The sequence below is a fragment of the Micromonospora yangpuensis genome (assembly GCF_900091615.1).
GTDB lineage: Bacteria > Actinomycetota > Actinomycetes > Mycobacteriales > Micromonosporaceae > Micromonospora > Micromonospora yangpuensis.
Window position 1 is genome coordinate 4,998,204 of sequence record NZ_FMIA01000002.1, and the last position, 10,785, is coordinate 5,008,988.

Annotated in this window: 17 protein-coding genes and 2 tRNA genes; 9 read left to right on the forward strand and 10 right to left on the reverse strand. The window is 70.3% G+C overall.

The window, feature by feature from the left end; genetic code table 11:
- The first annotated feature begins 2 nt into the window (after positions 1-2).
- The 3 genes from GA0070617_RS22445 (at position 3) to GA0070617_RS22455 (ending at position 904) form a co-directional block, all read left to right on the forward strand.
- A complete protein-coding gene (locus GA0070617_RS22445; RefSeq protein WP_091442139.1) occupies positions 3-254 on the forward strand; it encodes a hypothetical protein in 252 nt (83 codons plus the stop codon).
- A 114-nt stretch (positions 255-368) separates the two neighbouring features.
- Entirely contained in the window at positions 369-653 is a 285-nt protein-coding gene (locus GA0070617_RS22450) for a type II toxin-antitoxin system Phd/YefM family antitoxin (protein WP_018787151.1), read from the forward strand.
- Positions 650-904 carry a Txe/YoeB family addiction module toxin gene (locus tag GA0070617_RS22455; RefSeq protein ID WP_018216555.1) on the forward strand — a complete coding sequence of 85 codons (255 nt, stop codon included), beginning with the start codon at positions 650-652 and terminating at the stop codon, positions 902-904. The genes GA0070617_RS22450 and GA0070617_RS22455 overlap by 4 nt, the downstream gene beginning before the upstream one ends.
- A 58-nt stretch (positions 905-962) precedes the next feature.
- Here the strand turns inward: GA0070617_RS22455 and GA0070617_RS22460 are convergent, their stop codons facing one another.
- From GA0070617_RS22460 to GA0070617_RS22470, 3 genes are read right to left on the reverse strand one after another with little or no spacing between them, the layout of a single operon-like run.
- Entirely contained in the window at positions 963-1,277 is a 315-nt protein-coding gene (locus GA0070617_RS22460) for a helix-turn-helix domain-containing protein (RefSeq protein WP_091442142.1), read from the reverse strand.
- Between the two features lie 33 nt (positions 1,278-1,310).
- Positions 1,311-1,727, reverse strand: a complete 417-nt coding sequence (locus GA0070617_RS22465) for a type II toxin-antitoxin system VapC family toxin (protein WP_091442145.1) — start codon at positions 1,725-1,727, stop codon at positions 1,311-1,313.
- The gene (locus GA0070617_RS22470; protein WP_091442149.1) at positions 1,709-1,963 is read right to left on the reverse strand and encodes a FitA-like ribbon-helix-helix domain-containing protein; all 255 of its coding nucleotides are present in this window, start codon (positions 1,961-1,963) and stop codon (positions 1,709-1,711) included. The genes GA0070617_RS22465 and GA0070617_RS22470 overlap by 19 nt, the downstream gene beginning before the upstream one ends.
- A 13-nt stretch (positions 1,964-1,976) precedes the next feature.
- Between GA0070617_RS22470 and GA0070617_RS22475 the strand changes: the two genes are divergently transcribed.
- From GA0070617_RS22475 to GA0070617_RS22490, 5 genes are read left to right on the forward strand one after another with little or no spacing between them, the layout of a single operon-like run.
- Positions 1,977-2,618 (forward strand): phosphatase domain-containing protein, encoded by a 642-nt coding sequence (locus tag GA0070617_RS22475; protein WP_217628868.1) that lies wholly within the window; start codon positions 1,977-1,979, stop codon positions 2,616-2,618.
- On the forward strand, positions 2,618-2,914 hold the full coding sequence (locus GA0070617_RS32220; RefSeq protein WP_342341796.1) for a DNA polymerase beta superfamily protein: 297 nt from the start codon (positions 2,618-2,620) through the stop codon (positions 2,912-2,914). Before GA0070617_RS22475 ends, GA0070617_RS32220 begins: the two co-directional genes overlap by 1 nt.
- Positions 2,863-3,354: a hypothetical protein gene (locus GA0070617_RS22480; RefSeq protein ID WP_342341797.1), complete on the forward strand. Its 492-nt coding sequence runs from the start codon at positions 2,863-2,865 to the stop codon at positions 3,352-3,354. The genes GA0070617_RS32220 and GA0070617_RS22480 overlap by 52 nt, the downstream gene beginning before the upstream one ends.
- A 55-nt stretch (positions 3,355-3,409) precedes the next feature.
- Positions 3,410-3,664, forward strand: coding sequence for a type II toxin-antitoxin system Phd/YefM family antitoxin (locus GA0070617_RS22485; protein ID WP_091442152.1), 255 nt, complete (start codon positions 3,410-3,412; stop codon positions 3,662-3,664).
- Complete coding sequence (locus GA0070617_RS22490) at positions 3,661-4,035, forward strand: type II toxin-antitoxin system VapC family toxin (protein WP_091442155.1); 375 nt, start codon at positions 3,661-3,663, stop codon at positions 4,033-4,035. The genes GA0070617_RS22485 and GA0070617_RS22490 overlap by 4 nt, the downstream gene beginning before the upstream one ends.
- A 127-nt stretch (positions 4,036-4,162) precedes the next feature.
- On the opposite strand, the gene GA0070617_RS22495 is transcribed toward GA0070617_RS22490, so the two are convergent.
- From GA0070617_RS22495 to GA0070617_RS22520, 6 genes are all read right to left on the reverse strand, one after another.
- Positions 4,163-4,693 (reverse strand): DUF6036 family nucleotidyltransferase, encoded by a 531-nt coding sequence (locus GA0070617_RS22495; RefSeq protein WP_091442158.1) that lies wholly within the window; start codon positions 4,691-4,693, stop codon positions 4,163-4,165.
- Complete coding sequence (locus GA0070617_RS22500) at positions 4,690-5,082, reverse strand: hypothetical protein (protein ID WP_091442161.1); 393 nt, start codon at positions 5,080-5,082, stop codon at positions 4,690-4,692. Before GA0070617_RS22500 ends, GA0070617_RS22495 begins: the two co-directional genes overlap by 4 nt.
- Before the next feature lie 117 nt (positions 5,083-5,199).
- A tRNA-Ile gene (locus tag GA0070617_RS22505) sits at positions 5,200-5,276 on the reverse strand.
- 162 nt (positions 5,277-5,438) lie between these two features.
- Positions 5,439-6,677, reverse strand: a complete 1,239-nt coding sequence (locus tag GA0070617_RS22510) for an NAD(P)/FAD-dependent oxidoreductase (RefSeq protein ID WP_091442165.1) — start codon at positions 6,675-6,677, stop codon at positions 5,439-5,441.
- Positions 6,667-8,784 carry an MMPL family transporter gene (locus tag GA0070617_RS22515; RefSeq protein ID WP_091442168.1) on the reverse strand — a complete coding sequence of 706 codons (2,118 nt, stop codon included), beginning with the start codon at positions 8,782-8,784 and terminating at the stop codon, positions 6,667-6,669. The genes GA0070617_RS22510 and GA0070617_RS22515 overlap by 11 nt, the downstream gene beginning before the upstream one ends.
- Positions 8,785-8,945: 161 nt before the next feature.
- A tRNA-Asn gene (locus GA0070617_RS22520) sits at positions 8,946-9,021 on the reverse strand.
- A 271-nt stretch (positions 9,022-9,292) separates the two neighbouring features.
- On the opposite strand from GA0070617_RS22520, the gene GA0070617_RS22525 reads away from it, so the two are divergent.
- Positions 9,293-9,691 carry a hypothetical protein gene (locus GA0070617_RS22525; RefSeq protein WP_091442172.1) on the forward strand — a complete coding sequence of 133 codons (399 nt, stop codon included), beginning with the start codon at positions 9,293-9,295 and terminating at the stop codon, positions 9,689-9,691.
- A gap of 74 nt (positions 9,692-9,765) precedes the next feature.
- Here the strand turns inward: GA0070617_RS22525 and GA0070617_RS22530 are convergent, their stop codons facing one another.
- Positions 9,766-10,773 (reverse strand): sugar phosphate isomerase/epimerase family protein, encoded by a 1,008-nt coding sequence (locus GA0070617_RS22530; RefSeq protein WP_091442175.1) that lies wholly within the window; start codon positions 10,771-10,773, stop codon positions 9,766-9,768.
- Between the last annotated feature and the right edge of the window lie 12 nt (positions 10,774-10,785).

Below are 10,785 nucleotides of genomic sequence, written 5' to 3' on the forward strand. Positions count from 1 at the left end.
GGGTGCCGGCCGGTACGCGGCTGTCGCTCGCCGCCGGTGACTGGGCGTCGCACCTGGGGCTGCCCGGGACCGTGCCGTTGGAGGTGCGGACGGTGGCCGTGGCGATCGCGTCTGCCGGCGACGCACCGGTGGGAATGATGTGGGTACGCGGCCACCTACCGGAATGCGCCGGCCCGTCGGCGTGCGCCCGACCATGGTGCCTGCGCGTCGCCGTCCGCCTCGAAGTCCTGTACGACGCGGTGGCGGCTCAGTAACTACGCACGGGGGCCGGTCCGGGTCATGCTGGGGATACCTGTGTCGGACCATCTGACGAGCAACCCCGGCACGCTTGTACAATTTATTGTACGTAACGTTTGGGAGGCAGCAGCATGCGCACCGTTCCCTACTCAGAAGTCCGGCAGAACCTGGCCAAGATGCTCGACCATGTCGTGGACGACGCCGAGGAAGTGGTGGTCACCCGCTCCGGCCGGGAGGCCGCAGTCATCATCTCGCTGCGCGAGTACGAGTCGTTGAAGGAGACGGCCTACCTGATGGCCAGTCCCGCCAACGCGCGCCGTCTGAATGAAGCCGTCGAAGAGCTGCGTAACGGGGGTGGGGAGATGCACGACCTGATCGACCCCGACGCCAGTTCAGGCGAGGCGTCGGCAGCGTGAAGGTCCAGTTCGCCGGACGAGGCTGGGAAGACTATCTGACCTGGCAACGAGATCGCCAGATGCTCAAACGAGTGAACGCCTTGATCGAGGACATCCGACGCAACGGCCACCAGGGCATCGGCAAACCGGAGCAGCTCCGCGGAAACTGGGCGGGATTCTGGTCGAGACGCATCGACCAGGAACACCGCCTCGTATACCGGATCATGGACGACACAGTGCAGATCGCGCAGTGCCGCTACCACTACGAATGAGGTGGAGGACCACGCCCTCCGCCGAGGGGCACGGCCCCGCGGCAGCCGCGTGCCGTCGTCATGCGATCTGGCGGAGATCGCTGCCGTAGTCGAAGATGATCCGCATTCGGGCACCGAGCGCTCGTGCGTACCGGCTGAGAGTCGCCACCTCGTTGGCTTCCAGGTCGCCGTTCTCGATCTGGCTAACCCTGCCGGGCGTGACTCCCATCAGCTCGACCACCTGCCGCTGGGTGAGACCGAGACGCTTGCGTTCCTCGGCGAGGTGGAACGCACTGACCCACGCCTCGGTACGGGCACGTTCCGCATCGAGCGCGTCGTCGTCCCCATCGTGCAACTCGGCCCGGATGTCGTCCCAGTCATGGAAGTCGCTCATCAGCTTTCCCTCCGCTTCCTCTCGAAGGCACTGTCAGGATGTCGCGAGCAGTCGGATCTCGCAGCGGACGCCGCTGGCCTTGGCGAGCCGACCATCACCGGTCACGAGGGGGCAGGCCAGCAACTCCGCCGCCGCGACATACGCCGCGTCGTACGCCGAGACATTGCCCCGCAACTGCCACATCCGGTCGACCAGCATTGCGACGCCCACCTCGTCGATGACCAGCGACGGCAGGGTCTCGATCGCCTCCTGGGCCCGAGTCAGGCCGAGTTTCCCGCCGATGACCTTGCCCCTGATCACGGACATGACCTCGACCAGCAGATGACCCGGCGCGGCCCAGTGCGGATCCCCGGTCAGCTCCGCCCGCGCCGCGTCGCCCACCAACCCGTCGTCAACCAGGGCATCGGCCAGAACCGACGCGTCCACGACGATCACGCCGCGCTCCCCCACGGTCCGCGCTGCTCCCGCTGGTCATCCAGCTCGGCGGCACTCTCCCCCGGCAGGGACCGGACACCGTCCGATCGGCCGGCGAACCGATCAAGAGCCGCGGTGTTGCGCAACCGCCGAGCCTGCGTCTCCACCAACTCCAACAGGTACGCCTGGAGCGACTGCCCACGCGCCTTGGCCTGAGCCGCCAGCGCATCGCGCACCTCTTCCGGCACGTCCCGAATCTGCAGAGCCACCATGCATGCATTATGCATGGATGATGGCTCAGTCGGCGGGGAAGACCGGGATCTTCCGGAACCCTGTTCCGCAGGATCGCCCTCGACTACTCGTACCTGGGAGCCGCCTGCTGGGCGCGATGCGAGAAGGTGTACGTGTGATGGCCGTGGACCTGGCGCCGAACGTCCGGGCCCTGATCGAAGGCTTCACCGCCATCAACCCCACCACCAGGCACCGAGGATCACAACCATAAGCCCCCTCCCCCGCGCCGTCCTGGTCGACATCGACGGCACCCTCGCGCTGCGCACCGGCACCCGCAGCCCCTACCACTGGCACCGGGTAGGCGAGGACGACCCCAACCCGGCAGTCATCGAACTCGTACAGACCCTCGCCGCCGCAGGACGGCACCGCATCATCCTGCTCTCCGGCCGCGACGAGGTGTGCCGCCTGCAAACGGAAATGTGGCTCGCCGCCCAGCAGGTGCCTTACCACGAACTGCACATGCGCACCGAGAAAGACAACCGCAAGGACTCCATCATCAAAGCGGAGCTGTACCGCACCCACGTCCAAGGCCAGCACGAGGTTGCGTTCGTCATCGACGACCGCGACCAGGTGGTGCGGATGTGGCGACACGAACTGGGCCTGGCCTGCCTCCAAGTTGCCGAGGGTGACTTCTGATGACGCCCCGCAACCTGCTGCTGAGCGGCATCGTCGGCTCGACCGCCTACGGGCTCGCCGGCCCACAGTCGGACATCGACCGGCTCGGCGTGTACGCGGCACCGACGGTCGCGTTCCACGGACTTCACCCGCCCGCTGGCCGTGACGCCACCATCGTCCAGCACGACCCGGACGCCACATTTCACGAGGCGGCGAAAGCCGCCACACTGATGCTCGGCGGCAACCCCACCGTCACCGAACTCCTGTGGCTGCCCGACGACCTGTACGAGACACGCACCCCCTCGGCAACGACCTGATCGCCATCCGGCGGGCGTTCCTGTCGGCGAAGGGCACCCGCGACGCCTACTTCGGGTACGCCACCTCCCAGCTCAAACGGATGGTCGACACCGGCCAGTTCGCGTCGAAGATGCGGAATCGGCAGGCCAAACACGGACGTCACCTGCTGCGGCTACTCGACCAGGGGTTCACCCTCTACGCCACCGGAATTCTTCCGATCCGGGTCGACAACCCGCAGCGGTACATCGACTTCGGCAACGCGGTCGCCGAGAACCCGGACCTGGCGCGGCCGGCGCTCGCCGCAGCCGAGGCACGGTTCGACTCCGTCCGGTCCGTGCTGCCCGCCGAGCCTGACCGAGCGACTGTGGAGGCGTGGCTGCTGCGGGTACGCCGCGCCTACCTGGACCCCACGGACTCGGACGGCGTCTGGCAACCGGGCCCGAGCAGCCAAGGCCGCTGACGCATGCCGCCAAGCAGGCCAAACTAATCGCTTAGCTAAGCGAGGAGGTCGGGCCATGTCGGCTGAGGCCGTGCATTACAACATGCATGATGCCAAGACCCACCTGTCGCGCATCATCGAACGGGTGGAACGCGGCGAGGAGATCATCATCGACCGGGCGGGCACCCCGGTGGCGAAGGTCGTACCGCTGGTACGGCGGGCCAACCGCACCGCGATCGGCTCCCTCGCCGGCCAACTGGACCTCTCCGGTGACTGGGACTCACCACAGACCAAGGCCGAGATCGCCGACGACTTCGGCATCGGCGCATGAATCTGCTGCTGGACACGCACGTCGCGCTCTGGGCCAGCACCGGCGATGCGACCCTCGGCACCGAGTTGCCCGACCGACTACGCCACGAGCCGGACACCTTCCTCTCCCCGGTCACCCTGTTGGAGATCACCATCAAACAGGGCGCCGGGAAGCTCGCCGGACCTCCCGACCTCGCGGAGCGGGTAAGAGACATGGGCTTCCGGGAAATCCCGGTGACCCACGCCCACGCCATCGCCGCCGGCCGCCTGCCATCGCATCACCGCGATCCCTTCGACCGCATGCTGGTGGCACAGGCAATCACCGAAGGGCTGACCCTCGCCTCCCGCGACGCGTCGATAGCGCTGTACGACGTGGACGTCCTCAAGGTGTGATCAGATCCGTTCCGGTGGGCCGGAGGTACCACCATGCGAACCACACCGCCACCGCCACGATCGCCGGCGAGCCGTTGCCGCTGCGCTTGCGCAGTTTTCGTGCGGGGTGAAAAGCCCGATAACGGACCTACGAGTCTTCGAAGACGTCGTCGAGTACGAGTCTTGCCCGGCCGGGGACCTCCTCCTCGGGGAAGATCTCCGCGCACAGCGCGAGGACCTGCTCCGCGCTGCTCAACCCGAGGTGGTCAACCAGGAAGCGGATGTCCTCCGCGTCCCGCCGCCGTGCGGCAAGCACCTTCATGGCCAGCAGATGCTCCGGAGATGCCGCCGACACCCGCAGGCCGGGGTGGTCGAAGACGCGCGGAGCCGTCGCATCGCCTCCCGGCGCGACATACGCACTCGCCTGCTCATTGAGCCACCAGTGCGGCAGGCCGAGTTCATCCGCTACCGCACGAGCCTCGTCAAGCACGATGCCATGAGGTTGGAACACCGCGTCGATGTCCCGAGTAGCCCGCCGCGCGTCGTAGGCCAACGCCATCGCCGCCCCGCCGAAGATGTAGAGGTCGGCGACCACACCTCGCCTCGCCAGCCGGTCCCCGAGCCGCCGGAAGGCATCCCCGATCGCCGTGCGGTCCAGCAGTGGATCATCGAGGCTCACGCGACGTTCAACTCCTGCGCCGACACGTACACGCCCCGGCGACGGAACGCTGCTGGCGCGTGTACCACCGCGTCGACCCGGGCCGCCCGGGTGTTGAAGGGGAACCAGAACCGCCGCAACGACCGTGTCTCGACCCACGGCGGCGCACCCCGCCCGTCCTTGGCCGCCAAGTGCTCGGCCAGTGCCGCGAGGAACACATCCCAGTGCTCGTCACCGGTAGACGTTGGCTCCTGGTCCAGGAGACCGGCGCGCATCTCGGCTGGCTCCCAGCGGTACTCCTCAAGAAACTCCGCTACCAGCCGCCATCGTCGCGTCTCGTCGGATCCCACGAGCAGAGCACCCAGGCGTGCCACCGTCAGTGGCTCGTACCTCGCAGCGCGGTTCCTCATTCCCTCGACGCTAGTACATCCAACGGCCGATCCGTGGCGAGCCACCGTCCGCGTCCGGCGGCCAGGCAGGACGCCGCTGGGCGACCCGGGTCGACTGGTCCGCGCGGAAGATCAACGTGGTGGGGCGGGCGGGACTCGAACCCGCGACCGAGGGATTATGAGTCCCCTGCTCTAACCCGCTGAGCTACCGCCCCGACAACGCGCGCCGGATATTAACCCGCCCGGTCGATCGTCGGCCACCGGCGGTTCGGCCGGCCGGTGGGCTCCCGCCGGGCGGCGACCGCACGATGAGCAACGCGAGAATAACAGCGCGCAGCTGGTCCGGCGGTCCCACCCGCCGCCGGCCGGGGCCGGTCTCAGCCGTCCCGCAGGTCGGCCAGGATCGCCCCGGCGGCCCGCCAACCGCTGGCCAGGGCCCCCTGGATGGACGGGCTGTCCCGGTGGTCGCCGGCGACGTAGCGGCCGTCGCCGAGGCGTACCGGCTTGCGTAGGTGACCCTGGGGTGGTGCGGCGGCCGGCAGCGCGGCGGGGATCGACACGGTTTCCAGGTGGGCCCAGTCGGCGGTGGACCGGCCGTAGAGCCGGGTCAGTTCCGCCCGTACGGTCGGCTCGGGTGGGGCCGTCGGGCCGACCACCGAGGTGGCGACCAGGTGCCGTCCGGTGGGGGCGTACGTGGGGGCGGCCTGGCTCAGCACCACCGTGTTGGCTACCAGTTCCCGGCGGTCGCCGTCGACGAGCAGGATCGGCTCGGTAAGGGGCGGCTCGGTGGTGCTGTGGTAGTAGGTCGTGTAGGCGTGGGTGCGTACCCGGGGCAGGGCCGGCAGCAGGGTGGGAGCCGTGGCGGGGTCGACGGCGACCAGGACGGCCCGGCAGGTGATGTCGCCGGCCTGGGTGCGGACCCGGCCGGGGGCGACCTCGGCGACCGGGGTGTCGGTGGTGATCAGGTCGGCCGGCAGCGGCTCGGCGATGGTGCGCGGCAGCGCCTGCATGCCGTCGGCCGGCACGCCTACCCGGCCCCGGGCGAACGAGCGCAGCACCATGGCCAGCACGTGGCTGGAGGTTTCCAGGGCCCGGTCGATGAGGACGCCGGAGAGGAACGGGCGGAGCAGCTCCTCGATGATGGTGTCGGAGAGGCCGGCCCGGCGCAGGGCCGTCTCGGCGGTGGTCTCCGGGGCGGCCAGCAGCCGGGCGGGCGGGAGCGTGGCGCAGCCGGTGGCCAGGGCGGCGAAGCGGAGCCGGTCGGTCACCGAGCCGATGCCGGCCAGCGCGGTGCCGGGTGCGCCGGCCGGTTCGCGCAGCGGGTTGACCAGCCGGTGCAGGCGTTCGCCGCGGCGGACCAGCACCCCGGAGGTGAACCAGCCCAGTTGCAGCCGGTCGAGGTCGAGCAGGGTGCCGAGCTTCGGGTACGCGGTGTTGAGCACCTGGAAGCCCCGGTCCAGCAGGTAGCCGTCGACCCGGTCGGTGGCGACCCGGCCGCCGAGGCGGTCGGTGGCCTCCAGCAGCCGCCACGGCACCCCGGCCCGGTGCAGCCGGCGGGCGGCGGCCAGGCCGGCCAGGCCCCCGCCGACGATCACGACGTCGGTCTCAGCGAGCATGCGTGTCCTCCCTCTGGTGCGTCCGGGCCAGCCGGCCGGGCCACCAGATGCGGGGCCCGATGTCGTACGCCAGTGCCGGGACCAGCAGCGAGCGTACGACGATGGTGTCGATCAGTACCCCGATGGCGACCGCGACACCCAATTCGACAAGGACCACCAACGGGAGTACGGCCAGCGCGGAGAAGGTGGCGGCGAGCACCACCCCGGCGGAGGTGATCACGCCACCGGTGACGACCAGCCCGTGCAGCACCCCGGAGCGGGTGCCCCGCCGGACGGACTCCTGCCGGACCCGGCTCATCAGGAAGATGTTGTAGTCGATGCCGAGCGCGACCAGGAAGACGAAGGCGAAGAGCGGGAACGAGGCGTCCACCCCGGGAAAGTCGAACAGGTACCGGAAGACCAGCGCGCAGAGGCCGAGGGTGGCCGCGTAGGAGAGCACCACGGTGGCGATCAGCAGCAGCGGGGCGACCAGGGCGCGCAGCAGCAGGGCGAGGATGACGGCGATCACCGCCAGCACCACCGGGATGATCACGTTGCGGTCCCGGGTGGCGGCGTCGGCGGTGTCCACGTTGATCGCGGTGTACCCGCCGACCACGGCGTCGGCCCCGGGCACGGCGTGTACGGCCACCCGCAGGTCCCGTACGGTCCGCTCGGCGCCGTCGCTGTCCGGTGGGTCGGTCAGGGTGGCCGCCAGCTCCACCCGGCCGTCGACCACCTTCGGTGGGGCGTCGCCCTGCGGTGGGCCGGCCGGGTTGCCGGTGACCGGCGCGACGGCGGCCACCCCGGGTACGCCCCGGGCCACCTCGGTCACCCGCTGCGCGCTGGACGCGGTGACGAAGATGGTGGCCGGGCTGCCGGTGCTGCCCGGGTAGTGCCGGGCGATCGCCTCCTGGCCGGCTACCGAGTCGGTGCGGTCGGTGAAGAGCTGGCTCTGGCCGAGCGCGGTCGCGCCGAGCTGGGTGAGTCCGATGGCGAGCAGGGCCAGCACCACGGTGGTGACCAGCCAGACCGGCCGGGCGCGGCGGGCCACGAAGCCGGCGACGCGCTGCCAGAACGGGTGTTCGGCCTGCGGTTCGGCCCGGTCGACGCGGGGGCGGCGGGGCCAGAACACCCAGCGTCCGCCGAGCACCAGCAGGGCGGGCAGGAAGGTGAGCATCACCAGCAGGGTGGCGGCGATGCCGATGGCGGCGACCGGGCCGAGCGACCGGTTGGAGTTGAGGCTGGACAGCAGCAGGCAGAGCAGGCTGGCGATGGTGGTGCCGCCGGAGGCGACGATCGCGGGGGCGGCGCCCCGCCAGGCGGTACGCATCGCGTCGGCGGGGCGCGCGTGCCGGTGCAGCTCCTCCCGGTACCGGGCGATGATCAGCAGCGCGTAGTCGGTGCCCGCGCCGAAGACCAGCACGGTGAGGATGCCCTGGGCCTGCCCGTTGAGTTTGACCACGTCGGCGTCGGCGAGCAGGTAGACGAAGACGGCGGCGAGGGCGAAGGACATCCCGGCGGCCAGCAGCGGGGCGATCCAGAGCACCGGGCTGCGGTAGACCACCAGCAGGATGACCAGGACCACGCAGAGGGTGACCACCAGCAGGGTGCCGTCGATGGCGGAGAAGACCTCGATCAGGTCGGCCAGCAGCCCGGCCGGGCCGGCCACGTGCACGGCGAGCCCGTCGGTGCCGGTGCCGGTGATGGTGCGCAGCTCGTCGACGACGGTGCCGATCCGCTCCCCCTCGGCCTCGTCGATCGGCACGACCACCTGCAACGCCTGACCGTCCTGGCTGGGGATCGGTGGCGGCAGCGGGGTGACCACCCCGGGTACCCGGGCGAACCGGGCGGCGTCGGCGGCGGCCCGTTGCCGGTCGGCCTCGGTGATCCCGGCGGCGCGTTCGTAGACCACCAGGGCGGGGGTGGTCCGCCGGTCGACGAACTGCGCGCTGAGGTCCTCGGCCCGGGTGGCCTCGGCGGCGGCGGGCAGGAAGGAGGCGTTGTCGTTGGTCGCCACGTCGCCGAGGCGGCCCGCGTACGGCCCGGCGACAGCGCCGACGATCAGCCAGCCGAGCACGACGACCACCGCGATCAGGGTGGTCGGGCTGCGGCCCCGGGCACCGGCCATGCCATCTGCTCCCACGGGTCCGACGCGGTGGGCGTCCCAGTAGACGCCGCTCATCCTGCCGGGCGACCGGGCGCTACGGGGGCGAAACCAGGCAGAGCGGGCCCGATCGGGGACGGGAAACGACGATGCCCGTCGGCATGGCCGACGGGCATCGGGTGCGGTGGCTCCCCCGTTTGGACTCGAACCAAAAACCTGCCGGTTAACAGCCGGCTGCTCTGCCAATTGAGCTACGGGGGACCGTAGTGCGTCCGGCCCCGGATGTCTCCGGCACCGTGCGACGGCACAAGAGTACAGGACTTCGCCCGGTCGTGGTGGTGGGGGTTGGCGCGCGGCGGGCACCGCCGGAGCACCCGGGAAAGCAGACAAATCACCATCCCCGCCTCCGGATGCTTGAGTCCGGTGGAGGATGGGTAGTTAGCTGCCAACAGAGGACGTAGGCGCGAAAGGGTCGCCACCGGGGCGGGGTCGTAGCACCGGGGTGACGGCGTCAGGTACGAAAGGAGCCGCCATGCGCGGAAAGATCATGTTCCTTGGCGGGCTGGCTGCGGGATTCGTCCTGGGCGCCCGTGCAGGCCGGGAGAAGTACGAGGAGCTGGTCGTGCAGGGCCGCAAGGTGCTCGACCACCCGACCGTGCAGGAGGCGGCGGGCGTCGCGCAGGCCCAGGCGAACCGGCTCTACGCCGAGGGCAAGGACAAGCTCGGCCACTCGAAGCTGGGTGAGAAGCTCTCCACCAACGGCAGCAAGCAGGAGCTGACCGCCGCGGACGACGCGTTCGCCGGGAAGCCGGCCACGCCGGCCACCGTCGGCGCCAAGACCGGCACCGGGGCGTCGTCGGCCTCGACCAGCAGCACCACCACCGCCCGGAGCAAGACCCCGGGTACGCCTACCAACGGCAGCACCATCTGACGTACGCGTGACAACGGGCCGGTCGCCGCGAGGCGACCGGCCCGTCTCGTCGTACCCGGCTAGGTTCTAGCTGTTCAGTCCTTGCTGCTGAACGCGGCGTCGAAGGCCGCCGACGGGGCGTCGAAGGCCAGCCGGCGGACGAACTGCAGCGCCTCGGGGGCACCGACCAGGCGGTCCATCCCGGCGTCCTCCCACTCCACCGAGATCGGGCCGGTGTAGCCGATCGCGTTCAGCGCCCGGAAGCAGTCCTCCCACGGCACGTCACCGTGTCCGGTGGAGACGAAGTCCCAGCCGCGCCGCAGGTCCGCCCAGGGCAGGTGGGAGGCGAGCCGGCCGCGCCGCCCGTCGCCGGTGCGCACCTTGGCGTCCTTGCAGTCGACGTGGTAGATCCGGTCGGCGAAGTCGAAGATGAAGTTCACCGGGTCCAGCTCCTGCCACACGAAGTGCGACGGGTCCCAGTTGAGCCCGAACGCCGGCCGGTGGTCGATCGCCTCCAGGGTGCGCTTGGTGGTGTAGTAGTCGTACGCGATCTCGCTCGGGTGCACCTCGTGGGCGAAGCGGACGCCCACGGAGTCGAAGACGTCGAGGATCGGGTTCCACCGGTCGGCGAAGTCCTGGTAGCCGCGCTCGATCATGGCCGGCGGCACCGGCGGGAACATCGCCAGGGTGTGCCAGATCGACGAGCCGGTGAAGCCGACGACGGTCTGCACACCCAGCTTCGCCGCCGCCCGCGCAGTGTCCTTGATCTCCTCGGCGGCCCGCTGCCGGACCCCCTCGGCCTCGCCGTCGCCCCAGATCCGCGCCGGCAGGATGTCCTGGTGGCGCTCGTCGATCGGGTGGTCGCAGACGGCCTGCCCGACCAGGTGGTTGGAGATCGTGAAGACCTGGAGGTTGTACTTGGCCAGGGTCTCCTTCTTGCGCTCGACGTACGAGTCGTCGGCGAGGGCCTTGTCGACCTCGAAGTGGTCGCCCCAGCAGGCGATCTCCAGGCCGTCGTAGCCCCACTCGGAGGCGAGCCGGCAGACCTCCTCGAAGGGCAGGTCGGCCCACTGGCCGGTGAAGAGCGTGATGGGTCGCGCCATGTGTCCTTCTCC